The sequence below is a fragment of the Pontibacter sp. HSC-36F09 genome, assembly GCF_024171605.1.
GTDB lineage: Bacteria > Bacteroidota > Bacteroidia > Cytophagales > Hymenobacteraceae > Pontibacter.
In genome coordinates this window covers 259452-276425 of sequence record NZ_JALKAA010000004.1, presented here as the reverse complement: position 1 = coordinate 276425, position 16974 = coordinate 259452, and the positions used below count along the sequence as shown (strand labels likewise).

12 protein-coding genes are annotated in these 16974 nt (G+C 50.2%); 6 read left to right on the top strand and 6 right to left on the bottom strand.

Annotation, left to right across the window (positions count from 1 at the left end):
* The first annotated feature begins 10 nt into the window (after nucleotides 1-10).
* The 3 genes from hemN (at nucleotide 11) to L1278_RS14105 (ending at nucleotide 2773) form a co-directional block, all read left to right on the top strand.
* A complete protein-coding gene (gene hemN, locus L1278_RS14115) occupies nucleotides 11-1381 on the top strand; it encodes an oxygen-independent coproporphyrinogen III oxidase (protein ID WP_253405510.1) in 1371 nt (456 codons plus the stop codon).
* Nucleotides 1382-1511: 130 nt separating this feature from the next.
* Entirely contained in the window at nucleotides 1512-2054 is a 543-nt protein-coding gene (locus L1278_RS14110) for a CopD family protein (protein WP_253405509.1), read from the top strand.
* A 59-nt stretch (nucleotides 2055-2113) separates the two neighbouring features.
* A complete protein-coding gene (locus tag L1278_RS14105) occupies nucleotides 2114-2773 on the top strand; it encodes a hypothetical protein (protein ID WP_253405507.1) in 660 nt (219 codons plus the stop codon).
* Between the two features lie 170 nt (nucleotides 2774-2943).
* Here the strand turns inward: L1278_RS14105 and rluF are convergent, their stop codons facing one another.
* From rluF to ctlX, 3 genes are all read right to left on the bottom strand, one after another.
* On the bottom strand, nucleotides 2944-3954 hold the full coding sequence (rluF, locus tag L1278_RS14100; protein WP_253405505.1) for a 23S rRNA pseudouridine(2604) synthase RluF: 1011 nt from the start codon (nucleotides 3952-3954) through the stop codon (nucleotides 2944-2946).
* A gap of 88 nt (nucleotides 3955-4042) precedes the next feature.
* Nucleotides 4043-4954, bottom strand: coding sequence for an AEC family transporter (locus L1278_RS14095; RefSeq protein ID WP_253405502.1), 912 nt, complete (start codon nucleotides 4952-4954; stop codon nucleotides 4043-4045).
* Between the two features lie 74 nt (nucleotides 4955-5028).
* On the bottom strand, nucleotides 5029-5958 hold the full coding sequence (ctlX, locus tag L1278_RS14090) for a citrulline utilization hydrolase CtlX (RefSeq protein WP_253405500.1): 930 nt from the start codon (nucleotides 5956-5958) through the stop codon (nucleotides 5029-5031).
* A gap of 779 nt (nucleotides 5959-6737) precedes the next feature.
* On the opposite strand from ctlX, the gene L1278_RS14085 reads away from it, so the two are divergent.
* Both L1278_RS14085 and L1278_RS14080 read left to right on the top strand, forming a co-directional pair.
* Nucleotides 6738-8642, top strand: a complete 1905-nt coding sequence (locus L1278_RS14085; protein ID WP_253405498.1) for an SBBP repeat-containing protein — start codon at nucleotides 6738-6740, stop codon at nucleotides 8640-8642.
* Nucleotides 8643-9084: 442 nt separating this feature from the next.
* Nucleotides 9085-11229, top strand: coding sequence for a T9SS type A sorting domain-containing protein (locus tag L1278_RS14080; RefSeq protein ID WP_253405497.1), 2145 nt, complete (start codon nucleotides 9085-9087; stop codon nucleotides 11227-11229).
* Nucleotides 11230-11296: 67 nt separating this feature from the next.
* Here L1278_RS14080 and L1278_RS14075 read toward each other — a convergent pair whose 3' ends face one another.
* The 3 genes from L1278_RS14075 to L1278_RS14065 all read right to left on the bottom strand — a co-directional run bounded on the left by L1278_RS14075 (nucleotide 11297) and on the right by L1278_RS14065 (nucleotide 15440).
* The gene (locus L1278_RS14075) at nucleotides 11297-13075 is read right to left on the bottom strand and encodes an aminopeptidase P family protein (protein WP_253405493.1); all 1779 of its coding nucleotides are present in this window, start codon (nucleotides 13073-13075) and stop codon (nucleotides 11297-11299) included.
* A 160-nt stretch (nucleotides 13076-13235) separates the two neighbouring features.
* Entirely contained in the window at nucleotides 13236-14375 is a 1140-nt protein-coding gene (locus tag L1278_RS14070) for an OmpA family protein (RefSeq protein WP_253405491.1), read from the bottom strand.
* A gap of 84 nt (nucleotides 14376-14459) precedes the next feature.
* Nucleotides 14460-15440: a hypothetical protein gene (locus L1278_RS14065; RefSeq protein WP_253405489.1), complete on the bottom strand. Its 981-nt coding sequence runs from the start codon at nucleotides 15438-15440 to the stop codon at nucleotides 14460-14462.
* A gap of 263 nt (nucleotides 15441-15703) precedes the next feature.
* On the opposite strand from L1278_RS14065, the gene L1278_RS14060 reads away from it, so the two are divergent.
* Nucleotides 15704-16948, top strand: a complete 1245-nt coding sequence (locus L1278_RS14060; protein WP_253405487.1) for an efflux RND transporter periplasmic adaptor subunit — start codon at nucleotides 15704-15706, stop codon at nucleotides 16946-16948.
* Nucleotides 16949-16974 lie beyond the last annotated feature (26 nt).

Here is a 16974-nt window from a genome sequence, read left to right as displayed (position 1 = left end):
AGAGTCGATTATGAAAACTGCTGTCACCCCCGCTGAACTACTGGCCAAGTACGATGTACCTTCGCCGCGTTATACCAGCTACCCCACCGTGCCGTTCTGGGACGAAAAGCCCCTGACCGAAGAGCGTTGGATGAGCCATGTGCAGCAGGCTTTTCGTGCTACCAATAAAAAAGAAGGCATCAGTCTATACCTGCACCTGCCCTTTTGTGAGCAGCTGTGCACGTACTGCGGCTGTAACAAGCGTATCACCAAAAACCACGCAGTAGAGTCGCCCTACCTGGAAACCCTGCTGAAGGAATGGGAGCAGTACCTGGCGCTTTTTGATGAGAAACCACGCATCAGGGAGCTTCACCTGGGTGGCGGCACACCAACATTTTTCAGTGCGGCCAATTTAAAAGACCTGCTGGAGCGATTGCTGGCCCCTACCGAAGTGACACCCGACGCGGCTTTCAGCATCGAGGTGCATCCGAACGCTACCAATGGCGAGCAGCTGCAGGTGCTTTATGACCTGGGCTTCCGCAGACTGAGCGTAGGTATACAGGACTTCGACCCGCGTGTGCAGATCGTGATCAACCGCATCCAGACCTTCGCCAAAACAAAAGAAATTTTTGACATCGCCCGTGAAATCGGCTATAACTCTATCAACGGCGACATTATTTATGGTCTACCCCACCAGACTGCAGAGAGCGTGCGCATGACGATCGAGAAAGTGAAAGAGCTGCGTCCGGAGCGCATCGCCTTCTACAGCTACGCCCACGTGCCCTGGAAGAGCAAAGGCCAGCGTCGCTATTCTGAGGCTGACCTGCCGGCACCGGAAGTGAAACGCGGTCTGTACGAACTCGGCAGAGCCATGCTGGAAGAGGCCGGCTACATCGAAACAGGTATGGACCACTTCGCCCTGCCGGAAGATGAGTTGTGCATTGCGGCCGATAACGGAACTTTACACCGCAATTTCATGGGCTATACCGCACGTCATACCGAATTGCTGATCGGCCTGGGCTGCTCCAGCATCTCTGACACGGGCACGGCCTTTATGCAGAATATCAAAGAAGTGGAAGCCTACGAAGAAGCTGTTCTGACCGGACATCTGCCAATTCTGAAAGGTCACGAGCTGACGGGCGAAGACATGCTGCTGCGTACCCACATCCAAAACCTGATGTGCCGCGACTACACCAGCTGGTCTGCTGAAGAACTGCCTTATTTTGTAGATGCCCTTATGCGCCTGCAACCGCTCGCCGACGACGGCCTGGTAGAGTACAGCAACCACGACATACAAGTGCTGCCTGCCGGTAAGCCTTTCGTTCGCAATATTGCCATGTGCCTGGATGCGCGCCTGTGGGCCAGCAAGTTAACCGTACCGATTTTCAGTAAATCTGTTTAAGATAAGTTTAGTTTAGAAATGGTTTAAAGCTTTTATTGTTACTTTAAACCGCCCGAAAATTCCGGATGGGGCCTTCCCTTCCGGAATTTTGTTTTTACGTACCTTTGCCGAAACAGCAACCTGACGCTCTATGTCATTCTTATACATCAAAGCCCTGCACATCATCTTTGTAGTTACCTGGTTTGCGGGCCTCTTTTACATCGTGCGCCTGTTCATCTACTTTGCAGAGGCAGAAGAAAAACCGGAACCGGAGCGCAGCATTCTGCAGAACCAGTTCCGCATCATGCAGAAGCGGCTGTGGTTCGGCATCACCTGGCCCTCGGCGGTGCTCACCCTGATTTTTGGAATTACGATGTGGCACCTGTATGGCGGCGGTTTTCCGGGCTGGCTTGTCTGGAAGCTGGCTTTTGTAGTGTGCCTGTACGTGTATCATTTCCTGTGTCACAGCATTTTCAAGCAGCAGCAAAAAGGCATCATCAGGTATAGCTCTACCCAGCTACGCATCTGGAACGAGGTGGCCACAGTCTTTCTGATCGCCATAGTCTTTCTGGTGGTCCTCAAAAACGCACTGAGCATGGTTTGGGGCATCGTGGGACTACTCCTGTTTTCGGCTATGCTGATGCTGGCGATCCGCATTTACAAACGCACCCGCGAAGCAAAAGCATCCCGGTAATCAGCTCAACAATTCGTGCTTTGCCACGGATTTCGTAACTTTGAATAAATAGAAACCCCATGAAACAAGCCGTTCTAAAGCCCAACGAGAGAGAACTGATTAAACTGACGCGCTTTTTTAGCAAGCGTGCAGCCAAGCTGATGGAGGAAGGTGAGCTTAGCGCGGAACATTCCCAACTGACTGCTGCCTGCCAGAACCTGGAGACGCAGCTGCTCACGCATGCCACCAACCGCACTGCCATTATGGACAAGCGGGAGCGCCTGCTCAACATCATCGAAGACAATGCCCAGTGCCCCAAGTGCAGCAAAGCCGACATGCTGAAGCGCACCGGTTCGACCACAAACGAGTACGGCTGGAAATGCAATACCTACAAGTGCCGCCGCTGCAACACGGGCTTCACCTGGAACCGCCCGAATAATCCCTGGGACATGGTGGAATTTCTGGAAATGTACATCGGTCAGTTGCAACTGGCTATGGCCGCCGAGCAAAACCAGGATGTGATCAACCACACAGAAGACGCTGTAGCTCAGATGAAAGAAAGCCTGAACCGTCTGCGCCCGGTGCTGCAAACATCAGACGAAGAAGTGGATGCCTTGCAACAGAAGGAAAAGGAAATGGACAAGCTGATTCATCAATTCAAAACCTACCTCCAGATCGAAAAGATCAAACTAAACGCTTATCCGGAAGAGGAAGAGACTGAAGAGGAGGATAATCAGTAAGTGCCTTTTTGCTGTCGCTTCTGAAGTAAAAAGGTAGTCTACTGGAACGAGTAGTAGTTTTTAATCCGACAGCAGATAGGTATCAGGACATAAAATGCAAAGAGCCGGTGCAACAGGTATAGGTATAACAACCTGCCTGATGCACCGGCTTTCTTAATTACAGGTATAAGCTAACGTCGCTTCCGTCCGCCGCCCTTGGCTGCCGGGGCGTTGCGACTGGCTCCTCTGGCACCTGCGCTGCTCTTCCCTCCTGATTTTTTAGCACCCGGCCCTTTCGAAGCACCGCGCTGGCCTTTGCCTCCTTTCGCATCACTGGCTCCGAAACCGCTTTTCTTGCCTGCACCACCCTCTTTTCGGGGCGGCCGGTTGTTGGTAGTTGACTTCTTACGAGCTGGTTGTGAAGATGATGTTTGATTTGTTGCTGCCTTTTTTTTGCTCACTGACCCTTCTTCCGTTTTTGCTGAGTCAGCCACCTGGCTTTGGATTGTGGCAATTTCTTCGTCGGTGAGTTCGCGCCATTGGCCGAGCGGAAGCTTAGCCAGGGTAATGTTCATGATGCGGATGCGCTGCAGGGTCTGCACTTCGTAACCCAGTGTCTCGGTCATGCGACGAATCTGTCGGTTCATACCTTGTGTGAGGATGATGCGGAATTTGTTTGCACCCAACTGCTCTACAAAGCACTTTTTGGTGTTCACACCGAGGATCGACACACCACTACCCATCTTCTGCACAAAGTCCTCATTGATTGGCTTGTCCACCGTCACGATGTACTCTTTCTCGTGCTTGTTTCCGGCCCGCAGAATTTTGTTTACGATGTCGCCGTCGTTTGTCAGGAAAATCAGGCCCTCTGAGTCTTTATCGAGACGACCAATCGGGAAGATACGCTCCGGGTAGTTAACAAAGCGGATGATGTTATCGCGTTGCGAGAGGTCGGTGGTAGTTTCGATGCCAGCCGGTTTGTTGAGCGCCAGATATACGGGTGCCACCTGGTTCCATTGCAGTGTCTTGCCGTCTACCTGTATTTTGTCTTTGCCTTTAATCCTGGCACCGACCTCAGGCAATTTGCCATTCACCAGCACCCTCCCCTGCTCTATCAGTTTATCGGCTTCGCGGCGCGAGCAGATGCCGGCGTCGCTGATGAATTTATTCAGGCGGATGCCCTCGGCTGTGTTTTGTGTCATAATCTGAATAGGCCCAGGTATAGCCCGGACCAGTATTTATACCTTGTAAAATAACGAGAAATCTTCAGGAATAGCTAACCTCTTATACCTACAACCCCTGCACCAGCAGGTACCAGACCGCTAATGTGATAAAGGAAAGCGGTATACCGAAGCCCACCATCATGGAAGCCAGCCGGGGTTTGAGTCCGTAAGAAATGGCCACGATGGAGGCGGTGATCATGGGTGCCATACCTGCTTCGAGGATGCTCACCTGCACCACCGGACCACGCATGCCGAGCACCAGTGCATATAGCACATAAATCAGCAGCGGCGCCAGAATCAGCTGAAAAGCAAGGCCCAGGAACAGAAATCGCCAGTGCTTGCTCTTGCGTTCGATACGCAGCTGCATGCCCACACTCACCAGCGCCAGCGGCGTCACAGTGCTGCCCAGTCGGTTGAATACTTCTTTCAGATCAGCTGAAAAATGCAGATTGGCCACGTTCATAGCGAAGGCGATGATAAATACGATGAATGGCGGGAAAGTGAGAATCTTGAGGCCGATGGCTTTGAAATCCGGTTGTCCTTTGGAAAAGTAGGCAGCCAGGGCTATACCCAGCGTAGAGACCACCACGAAAGTACCGGGCAAATCAACGAGAATGGCTGTTTGCAAACCCTGCTTCCCATAAAGCGCTTCGATGATCGGGAAGCCGACAAAGGAAGTATTGCCCAGACCGGCAGTGAGAATCAGGCAGCCGATCAGCTTTTTGGACCAGCCGTAAATGCGGCCCAAGGTATAGAAAAACAACGCAGCTGCCCCAAAGCAGATCCAGGCCACGCCCACCGGCAACAGCACGGTGCTGTCCAATTCTACCTCAGGTATAGCAAAGAGCGCCAGTGCAGGCAGCGAAATATAGATGATGAACTGGTTGAGCACCACCGGTGAAGTGCTCGGGAAAGCCGGTACCCGCCGCAGCAGCACCCCCACAATCAGGCAAAGAAAAAGTAAGATGATACTGCTCATGCAGGCTCGGGTATAAATGAAACCGCAAAGCTAGGTATACGGCGGCAAGTATAAGGTATAGCGCCCCGGAAAAATTACTGTTTCCTGAACAGCTCCGCGATCATGCAGCGGATACTACCACCCCCTGCTTTTTCAATCATATGGATGGGCAAGTATAGGATATGCTCATTATGTGCCTGCATGCGCTCTAGTTGCTGAGGCGTCAGGCTTTCATAAGCCGCCTTCGACATCACCAGAATGCGCTCACCCTGCTGGTTTTCGACCTGCAGCATGTTGCCGGCAAAGTGCTGGTAGGTCTGCTCTTTGCTGATTTCGATGATTTCTTTCCCGTTTTCAGTCAGACTAGTTTGAAGCATTTCGCGGTCCTGCTCTGCTACCGTTTCCAGCGCCACCACGGCATAGGTATCGCCCACGCACATCATCACGTTGGTGTGGTAGATCAATTCTCCTGCCGAACCATAAGCTTCGAATGTAACTGCCTTGTAGCCCAGCTTATCGCAAAACTGCCGCAATACATCCTCATTCGTGCGCGGCGATACAGCGGCATAGGCTATCTTGTTGACCCTATCGAGCACCATGCTTCCCGTTCCTTCCAGGTATACCGGCGTTTCCTGCTCTTCAAAAAACTCCAACATCACATGCTCCTTACACTGGCAGGCATGTTTTATTTGTTCGATTACTTCCTGCCGCCGCTCATTTCGTCTGCTGGCGGAGGCCATCGGGTAGGTCACCAAATGCCCTTCGGCATGTGTAGAGAACCAGTTGTTTGGAAACACAGAGTCAGGCGTGCCTGCATTCTCAGGATCGCGCATGGTGATCACCTCCACTCCCAGGTTCCTTAGTTCTGCCACCGCATTCCTAAACTCGAGTAGTGCGATATCCTGCACCTGACCGGGAGTAAAGTCACGCAGCTCTTGCTGAAAGCTGTTGGTTGCAGCCGCCTCCGGGTTATACCCAAAGCCTGTCGGCTCGATCATCAGAATGATGGGGGTGGTTTGTTTCATGTTTTTGCCAGATATTCAGTTCAATCAATACGCAAAATAGGAATTGAAAATCGGTTAGCCACAATCGCAATTAACAAATTTATTCGTCAGCATTGCGGCTCATTTCCTTTCCAAATTTAGCTAAACCAAACTTCAAAATAACCCAGGTTAAGTTTTCGAGAGCCACAATTAAGCTCTTATTAATCATATTCTAATACATGAGCATACCTTCTCAACACATCACCACTGCAGTTATATACCTCATTTGCACTGGTAAATTCCTCCTGTATTGCAGGTAGCGCTTAAATCATTGATTCCTATTGCCGTATGTAATCGTATTAATATACCCTATACCCTTTTCCTTAAGAATGTACAGGAATTGGCAGGATACCAGCTCTGAAGACCTTGGGTATTCATTAACGACCGTTTCCTAGTGTATTCGATCCGTTTACTCCTCAAGATGCACCAGTCACACATATTAAAGTAATTACATCTTATATTTTATTTATATAGTTCAACATTACTCGTACTATAAAAGACCAAACCTTTCATCTGAGTTTATCTTAATGCCCTTGTTTACGAACGAACCGGTACCAGCCAATCAGCAGGAGAATAACTGACTTGACGCTATTCGATTTATAGCGTAGCCGAGCTCAACAATATGTTCTCTGTTACCATGATTTTCTGATCGATGCGCAACTGTAATTTTTAAGCTATTCAGTAGTAACATCATTATGAAAGCCTGTTTTGGCATTGTCACATACTTCAACTCGTTGTCTCACATTTTTTTTGCTAAGCTAATGGAACAACTTTTATTATTAGGGAGAGCGCTGGTCTTGGCTGTCCTTCTTATCATTCCCACATTCGGTTATACACAAGCTACCCAGGAATGGGTCGCCACATATAACGGTCCTGGAGACAGTCAGGACGGGGCAACAGCCATGGTAGTAGACGCTACAGGAAATGTGTATGTGACCGGCTTCAGTTATACCAGTAGACCAGTCAACGATTCAGAGGCGTCTAAGGACATTGCCACAATCAAATACAACTCGGCTGGTGAGCAGCTATGGGTGGCAAGGTTTAACGGGTCAGTAAACGGAGCAGACCACGCCGTGGATATTGCCCTAGATGCGGCCGGTAACGTCTATGTGACTGGTTACAGTGCCGACAGTGAAACCGCAGACAGTGACCCCCGATCCAGGTATGATTATGTGACTATCAAATACAATGCAACCGGGGACGAACAATGGGTGGCCTATTATAATGGCCTCGGAAACGGTTGGGATCAAGCTACGGCCTTAGAGGTCGACGCCGCAGGCAATGTGTATGTAACGGGTTCTGTTTACGTGGACGGTCCAGGCTTTGGGGGCAGCGCAAACTATGATTATGCTACCATCAAGTACAACACAGACGGCGACGTGCAATGGATAAAACGTTACAACGGGCCTTCCGGCCTGTCTGACAGAGCCACCAGTCTTGCCTTGGACGCTTCTGGCAATGTATACGTTACGGGCACAAGCCTTGATATTGCTGACATATTCCTTAGAAGCGCGGCGACTATCAAATACGATGCAGATGGGAATGAAGTATGGATAGCCAGGTACAGCGGACTTGAGCATTTGTCTAGCGTTTACGCTAGCGATCTTGCCCTTGACGCTGACGGCAATGTATACATTACCGGCTACAGTTGGTCCGAACTCGACTCTGATGACCTGCCCATGTATGACTACACGACCTTAAAGTACAGTTCAGCCGGTGTGCTGCAATGGGATCGATTCTTTGACTCCGGTGAACTGGCAGTTTACCAGCCTGCTTCGAGAGATGATTTTGCCCGGGCGCTGGCTGTGGACGACGAGGGGAATGTCTACGTAACCGGGCAAACTGGCAACAGAGAGGAGGACCCTGATAATGCTTTCCTCACCATCAAGTACAGTACGCTGGGAGATGTGCTTTGGGCCGCACCTTTTGATGGACCGGGCGGACCACAGGGAGGCGGTGGCAATGACATCGCCTTGGATGCTGAAGGGAATGTGTATGTCACTGGCGCTATTACCATGACGCAAGAATGGCAAAATACAGACTACGCCACGATCAAATATAGTCCGGAGGGTGTACAGCAATGGCTGATGACCTACAATGGACCGGGTGATTACATCGATAATGCTGTTGCCATATGGTTAGATGCTGCAGGCAATGTGTATGTGGCAGGGCAAAGCTATCTCGACGACGAGAGTGTGTATTATACGGACTTGGACTCTGAATATGCCACGATCAAGTATTCACAAGTTATCACAGAGGATGTCAGCTGTAGCAATGGCAAATTACTCATTTGTCACAATGGTCGCCTCCTGTGCTTACCTCCTACAGCCGTGCAGGCTCATCTGCGCAACCACAAGGGCGATAGAATGGGCCGCTGCACTTCAGAGCCTTTAGAAAAACATACACTGTCTATTCCGTTGCGGGTATACCCCAATCCTTTTCAGGACTTTGCACAAGTGGAGTTTGCACTTTTTGAGAAAGGGGAATATCGCCTGGAGCTTTACAACGCCAGCGGCAAAATGCTGGGTGTAGTAGCCCAGGGTTACAGCGAAGCCAGCAAGCTGGTGAGCAAGCAACTGCAGGCTGGAAGACTGCATCAAGGCATTTATTACCTGAAGCTTATCACTCCGGATGAAACACAAACGGTTAGACTAGTGCTGAAATAATAAGTGCTAAGGCAAACAGGTGAGAAATCATTCTACTAGAAAGATCATCATTCCAGATACTTTTGTTTTTAATTAAATTTTATCCATAATTATTTAAACTAAATCAATATAAGGTAGTATAGAATATTAGATCCTTCTATGGATTTATTTGCTGCTCCAAACTCTTTTAGAGCTCTACCCTCACTAGGCTGACACAACAGCCTTAGAGCGTTAGGTATGCAATTTACCTGCTACAACCTAGTCTTTTGACCAACTTTGTTGGCACAAAGACTTAATCACTCATTACAATGGATCCACTGTATGTATTCAGCCTTGCTGGAGCAGGAGAACTATGTGCTTTTGGGTCTACTACTGTATTGCTGCGGATTTTTAAACAGCTACTGGCGATAGGTATAGGCTTAGTCACCTTATTGATTGATCTCATTTTCAAACATCCTACAATATGAAAACAGGTATACTAAGTTTCATCTTCAGTCTAATGCCAAATGTCCGATCTTATTCATGGCTCTTCCTGGCAGGTTTATTCCTATCGTTCTGTTCTCCTCATTTATCGCATGCACAAACTCTGGAGTGGGATAAAACCTACGGAAGCAACGGTGAAGAAGCAGTTACTTTTCTGCAGCAGACCAGCGATGGGGGCTATATTCTGGGGGGCTCCTCCGATGCCAACACCTCAGGAGAAAAGTCTGAAAACACCCGTGGTGAAACCGATTTCTGGGTAGTCAGAATTGATGCGGATGGCAATAAAGTATGGGACCGGACATTCGGGGGTAGTAATTTCGATGAACTGCAATTGATCCAACAAACGGCAGACGGCGGTTACTTCTTGGGGGGAACCTCTTACTCTGGGATCAGTAGTGACAAGTCGGAGGCAAACAGAGGTACCTGTGACCCGTGGTGCTCCAGTGACTTCTGGGTCATCAAACTGGATGCTAACGGTAACAAGCAGTGGGACAAAACATTTGGAGGAGGTGACTTCGACGGTTTAACTACTTTACAACAAACGGCAGACGGAGGATATTTACTAGGTGGAAATTCAAGTTCTGGAATCAGCGGTGATAGAACAGCCGCGCCTAGGGGAGGTACAGATTATTGGGTGGTGAAACTCGATGCCTCAGGCAATAAAATATGGGACAAAGCCTATGGGAGCGACGAAGACGATTTACTCTCCTTCTTACAGCAGACCGATGATGGTGGTTTTATTCTGGGAGGATCGTCTATTTCAGGCACTGGTGGCGAAAAGACAGAAGCGTCAAAAGGCGGAACAGATTACTGGTTGGTGAAGATTGACGCTACCGGCAGTATCATTTGGGACCGTACATTTGGGGGCAATGAATCAGACAGGCTCTCTGCTATACAACAGACTATGGACGGTGGCTACATGCTGGCTGGCACTTCCAGTTCAGGTATAAGTGGCGACAAAACGGAAGCGAACAAAGGGGATTGTTCATCCTGGTGCTCGGCCGATTACTGGATTATTAAGCTAGATCAGGATGGAAACAAAGAATGGGACCGCACCTATGGGTCAGCAGAGCTGGACGTACTCTCTTCCATTAAACAGACCGCAGACGGTGGTTTCATACTGGGCGGCTACTCTTATGCCGAGATCAGTGGCGATAAATCTGAGCCTAACAGGGGCACTTGTTTTGAATTCGAAGGTTACAGAGACTGTTCCTCCGATTACTGGCTCCTGAAAGTTGATGCAAATGGTTACAAGGTATGGGACCGCACGCTTGGTGGAGGTGACTACGATCAGTTGTTTGCCCTGGACCATACTGCTGACGGCGGTTTTCTGGCAGGCGGGGGTTCCTTGTCCGGAATAAGTGGTGATAAAACAGAAGCATCCAGAGGCCCTGGCGGCTCGGACTTCTGGATCGTAAAACTAAGCGGCGAATCTGCCTGCACACCACCTACTCCTGTCATTGCTGTTATTCCTTCTTCTAAGGTATATACAGGCGGTGATCCAGCAACTATATACCTGGGCTATGGTCCACAGCGAGTACGCCTGCAGGCAAGTGGGGCTAAGCGTTACGAATGGAGTCCAGCTACTGGCCTGAATAGCACAACCGTAGCTGATCCTATTTTTACACCTTCTACTGCCGGCACTTACACCTTCACGTTGACAGCCTATAACGGTACCTGCTCGGCTATCGCTTCCATAACGATCACAGTGGAGGATGCACGTTGCGGCAATAGCAAAGTGCTGGTTAGTCACAATGGGAAGCCACTTTGCATCGCAACTGCCGCAGTAGAAGCTCACCTGCGCAATCACAAAGGAGACAAACTCAGCAACTGCACACCTGCTTCAGTAGTAGCTGGCACCCCAATCATTGCACTAAGGGCTTATCCAAACCCTTTCCAGGACAGAACAAATGTAGAGTTTTCGCTTACTGAAACTGGGGCTTACCGCCTCGAGTTATACAACGCTAATGGCAAATTGCTAAGTAAAGTCGCACAAGGCAAAGGCAAAGCGGGTCAATTGGTAAAGCAGGAACTAGAAAGCAGAAAACTGAAGGAAGGAATCCATTATCTGAGACTGATCACGGATAACGAGGTACAAACCGTTAGACTGGTTCTAAAGAAATAAAAAACAAAACCGGCTATACCTTCAACAGGTATAGCCGGCTCAACAATGAACAATAAGCAATCAACAATTAAACAGCCTTAGCCTTTTCCTTTAGCCAATTCAACTCCTCCTCGTTCAGGTGCGGGCCGAGCTTTTCTACTACCAGTTGGTTGTAGTTGTTGAGCCACTTGATCTGGCGTTCATCAAGCAGTTCTTTCTTCACCGGAGCGGTGTCGATCAGAGCCAGGGTGAGGTGCTCGAAGGTATAGAATTCTCCGAAGGAGTTCGACTCGTCCGATATAGTTAGCACCAGGTTTTCGATGCGGATACCGTACTGATTTGGTCTGTAGATGCCCGGCTCTACCGAGGTGATCATCCCCAGTTCAATATCTACTGGTGTGGGCGATGGGTTGAACACATGCGGACCCTCGTGTACGTTCAGGGCAAAACCAACACCATGGCCGGTGCCGTGGCCGTAATTGCGGGCGTGGTCCCAGAGCGGTTTGCGGGTAATGGCATCGATCTGGTAGCCGCGGGTGCCTTTCGGGAAGCGGGCAGTGGCGCCGTCGATCATGCCTTTCAGGACTAAGGAATAATCAGTCTTTTCTTCTTCAGTTAGATTGCCTAGCGAAATCACGCGGGTGATGTCGGTGGTACCGGTAGTATATTGTCCACCAGAGTCGAGCAGGAACAGACCGTCTGCTTTCAGCTCCACATCACTCTCCGGCGTGGCTTTGTAGTGAGGCAGGGCACCGTGCGCTTTGTAGCCGGCAATGGTATCGAAGCTTTCGCCAATAAAGCCCTCTTGCCCGGCCCGGAAGTCACGCAAAGTATCTGCCACGGACATTTCGGTAATGCTCTCCTTGCCCAGGTTCTCTTCCAGCCACTTGAAGAAGCGGGTCAAAGCCACGCCGTCTTTCACCATGGTTTTGCGGGTGTTTTCTACTTCCACTTCATTTTTAACAGCCTTGAAAAAGGTTGTCGGGTTGGTATTCTGGATCACGCGCGTGCCAGATGGCAGTTGCTTGTATAGGGCGTAGCAATTGCGTTTCGGGTCGATCAGGATAGAAGATCCGGGAGGAAGTTCAGCCAGCAGACGCTCTACCATTTCGTATGGCTGCAGCTCTACGCTGTCGGCCATCAGCTTTTTCTTGTCAGTTTCGCTTAGTTTGGCCTGGTCAATGAACAGCACCGTGTTCTCCTGACTGATCAGCGCAAAGCTGAGAACGACAGGGTTGCACTTCACATCGGCGCCGCGCATGTTGAAGAGCCAGGCCATGTCGTCGAGCGAAGAAATCAGGTAATAATCAGCTCGTTGCTTTTTGAGGGACTTGCGCAAGTCTTGCAGTTTGGAAGTAGTAGATTGCCCACTTGTCTCCTCTCCTATCAGGTAGGCGGCAGCAGTTGGCAACTCCGGACGGCCTTCCCAGATCGGATCCAGCAAATCGTGGTCAGAGGCCATTGCTATACCTAGCGGTGCCAGTTCCTGCTCCAGCAGTTCCGCCAGACCCACTGAAATCAGCTTCGCATCGTACCCTACTACTTCGCCCTGGTTCAGGCGGTTGGCCAGCCAGCCAATGTACTCGGGTGCGTGCTGTACCTGCAGTTTCACCAGTTCAAAACCGCTGCCGGCCAGTTGCTCGCTTGCCTGCTCAAAATAGCGGGCATCGGTCCAGAGACCGGCAAAGTCCTGGGTGATAACAAGCGTACCTGCCGAGCCCGTGAAGCCCGAAGCGAAGTAAATGCATTTGTAGCGGTCGGGCAGGTACTCGCTGATGTGCGGGTCTGCGGAAGGAATGATGTAGGCGCTTAATCCCTGCTCTTTCATTTGCTGGCGCATAGCGGCCAGTCTCTCTTTATAACTCATAGTTTGTATGGCTTAGTGAAAGAGGCAAATTAAGGAAAGATGGGGAGAAATGCGCAGTTTCTGGCTCTGATTACTGGTTTATCGGCTGGATAATTTTTGCCTGAACGGGAAATATCGATTAGACAAAGCGCAGCTATACCTGATTAAAAAGCGGGTGCATTTACTCTTGGAAAATCTCGATTTCCACCCGCCTGTTCAGGGCCCTATTTTCCTGGGTAAAGTTATCTAATTTCGGAGAAGACTCCCCTAAGCCATTGGCCGAAATGCGGTTGGCGGCTATACCTTTTTCCTGCAGGTACGCTGCTACAGCGGCTGCCCTCCGCTCAGAGAGTGCCAGGTTGTCTGCTTCGTCCCCCACATCATCAGTATGCCCCACAATCCGGACGCCCGCCTGCGCCTGCTTCGTCATGAAAGCAGCCAGTGAATCGAGCAGCGGGAAAGCCACTGCTTTGATGGTATGCTCTGCGGTAGCAAAGTTTACATCGCCCAGCGTAAGGGTACTGCCGATGGCGATGGGCGCGTCAGCTGTCGACGCCAGTGGTAGCGCGGCATCCGATTCAGCAGTCGCTTCCTTGTCAGCAGCCGCCTTGGGCACCACGCTGAAGTTGTCGTAGCAGTAATAAGTGCCTTTGGCCTTGCCGCTTTTAGGTTCCTCGTCACTTTCAACGGTGTCCGGATTCATGACACCCAGCGCGGCAGTATTGGCTCCCAGAAAATTCCCGATCAGCAGGTAGCGCTCACCGCCTGTGGCTTTATAGGTGCCACTTACTCTTTCCCAGGATATGCGGGAATCCAGTGGCGCTCCGGTGGCAGTTTGGAGGGAGATATACGGTATAACGGCCGCTGTCAGGGGGTACTCTTTGAGTCCGTATACCTGTTTAATGGCTGCCAGAGGTCTGCTTCTAAAATGTACTGTCACCTCACTGATGGGCGGCTCCATGACAGAGGCCCGGATGGTATAGAGCGACACCACATACTCCTGTTTTTTCCGAAGCGGCTTCGACAATTCCACCTGCGTCAGCTCACTTGCCTCAAAACTAAACCACTGGCAAAGACAAACTTCCCCGAATTCAATATTGGAAAGCTGCCTGGAAGGTGTTTCCGATTGATAGGCATTGAAGTAAGGTGGGTACTGCAGTACCTTATGTTCTACGGAGGCAATATCAGGTGTGCCACTTACCCCTTTAAATCCGATGACGCCCCCTTTCAACTGCTCAAGTCCGGGGTTCCGGACCAGATTCTGCGCCACAGCCTGACTCAGGTATAGGCTGAGAAGTAGGTATAGCAGCGTCGCTTTCATTTCTGTTTTTACGGGGATGAATGGCGGAAGGTATAACGCATACGATAAGCTGCTATACTATTTATAGTTGAGTTAAAATCGCAACTACAAACAGCTGCAGCCGAAATTATCGATATCGCTGTACCACAGGTATAGCCACTTCCCATTCTCGTCTTTTGCAATTAGAGCCCGAAGCGGGGTATGCAACCCCTGGTTATCCGGAAAGGCATCTGCATACATAAAATAGAGATTTTCGGTACCTGTCAGTTTAGCGATGGATTTAGCCTGGTCGTGACTGCTGGGGCAATCGGCGCAGTCTGGGATCAGATTAGACTTGAACCAGGTATCAAAAGCCGGATTGTTTTCATAGGTCAGGTCGAGCGGCAGGCGGCTGGCAAAAAGCACTTCATCCCCACTTTGCAATACCTGCTCATCAAAGGTATAGTGATAGTATTCAGAACATTCGCTTTGGTAATACCCCAGCTCCTTTATTTGGGATGTTCGGGCTGTATTTGTGGTGTAGAGGTATACCTGGGGTTTGCCGGCAGGATAAACAGATTCAAGTAGCTCAGGATAGTGCACCAAGCGTGTTCCAGCGCTGTTTGCCCAGTCAGGCCCAACCCATTTCTGCAGCAACGCAGCTTCTGCTGAAACATCTGTAAACTCGTTAGGTCTGTCCATGTCCGGCACTGGCTGCCCAATGATGCCCAATGGCTGGTTCGGAATCTTGAAAACTGGGAACAGCGCTTGTTCAATGGTCAGGCTAGGCTGCCTGTGATTGCTGTTGGTAAACTCCTGCTTAAGCTGTGTCAGAAACCGACGATTGTTGGCGGTGAGATTGCTTCCGTTGTCTGCCAGAATCCTGTTAAGGTATGCTACTCGCACCGAATCGTGCACATTCAAAGATGCATAATAGGCCTCACACTTTTGCCGCATAGCTTCCATTTGCTCGTCCGTGAGCTCTGCAGTAGTTTCAGTCGATAGTGTTGCTTCTGAGGTTGAAGCAGTAGCAAGTTCCTGCACCGGCTGTTCGTTGCAAGCCATCAAGAGCATCGCTACAAGGTATAGCACATAGTTTGTTTTCATATTTTCTGGGAAGGATTTTCTGTTGCATCGAAGGTAGCTTCACATCTACCCACACCTAAAACTAATAAAAATCAACAGAATACTATATTTAAATCATTTCCTCTCCATACTGCCCTCACAAAACCGCACAAACTGTTCATTATTGAACAGGTACAAACCTCTAAAAATCAACTATTTTCAACTCAACTAGCTACAAATCAACAATATACATTATTGGCATCTAAATTGGCTATACCCTCACGAGCAAAACCCAACTTCAGACAATGGATCGTGAATTATCAGCCAGCACCAGACAAGCCCGGAAGCGGAAACGCATTTGGCAAATAGGTATAGCCGCTGCCTTGGTTGCAGTTGCTATCCTCGGATTCAGAAGCCTGATTACACCCAGCATTGCCAGGTCAGAACTCAGAACTGCACTAGTGGAGGAAGGGCCGGTTGTGGCTACCATCACCGCTTCGGGTACAGTGGTGCCGGAGCACGAGCAGGTGATCACCAGCCCCATCCAGGCACGTATCGAGCAGGTAGTGCACAACACGGGCGAGCAGGTGCAGCCCGGCGACCAGATCCTGCTGCTCGACAGAGCCTACACCCAGCTAGCCTACGACAAACTCAAAGACGAGCAGGAACAAAGCCGCCACAAAACAGTGCAGCTCAACCTCAACCTCGAAAAGAAACTGAATGCCCTGGCATCGCAGCTGGAAATAAAACGCATGCGGGTGAAGAGTCTGCAGGCGCAGCTTGAAGATGAACAATACCTTCTCAAAATTGGTGGCGGAACGCAGGAGAGTGTGAAGCAGGCCGAACTCAACCTCCGCATCGCGCAGCAGGAACTCGAGCAGATCGAGCGTGAAATCGTAACAGAGCGCCAGCTTTTAAAAGCCGACGAACAGGAACTGCGCTATACCCTGGCCATGCAGAGCCGCTCGATCGAGGAGCTGCAGCGCAAAATGGAACAGGCCGAAGTGCGTGCCACACAGCCGGGCGTGATTACCTGGGTGAAAAACGAGATCGGTAGCAACGTAAATGCCGGCGACATCATTGCCAGACTCGCTGACCTGAGCAGCTACCGCGTGCAGGCTACTATTTCTGATGCTTTTGCCAACCAGATCAGCGTTGGAAGCAGCGTAACTGTTCGTATCAACGACACTAACCTTACGGGTAGTATTGCTTCCATCAAACCAACCGTCGAAAACGGCATCGTCACCTTTCTTGTCGCCCTTGATGAGAAAGCTCACCAGCAGTTGCGCCCGAGTCTGCGCGTGGATGTGTATGTGCACACTGTTGCCAAACCAAATACGCTGCGCGTGAAGAACGGCCCTTACTTCAGAACGGCCAGCAAACCCCAGGTATACGTGCTGCGCGACGGTGAACTGATCAGAAGAGATGCGAAGATCGGAGTGAGCAATGTAGACTTCTTGGAGCTGGAAAGCGGCGTGCAAGCCGGCGAACAAGTGGTGATCTCTGACCTGACCGAATACCAGCACCTCGACAAAGTGAAAGTGAAGTAAGTTGGAAATTGGACAAAGGACTTTGT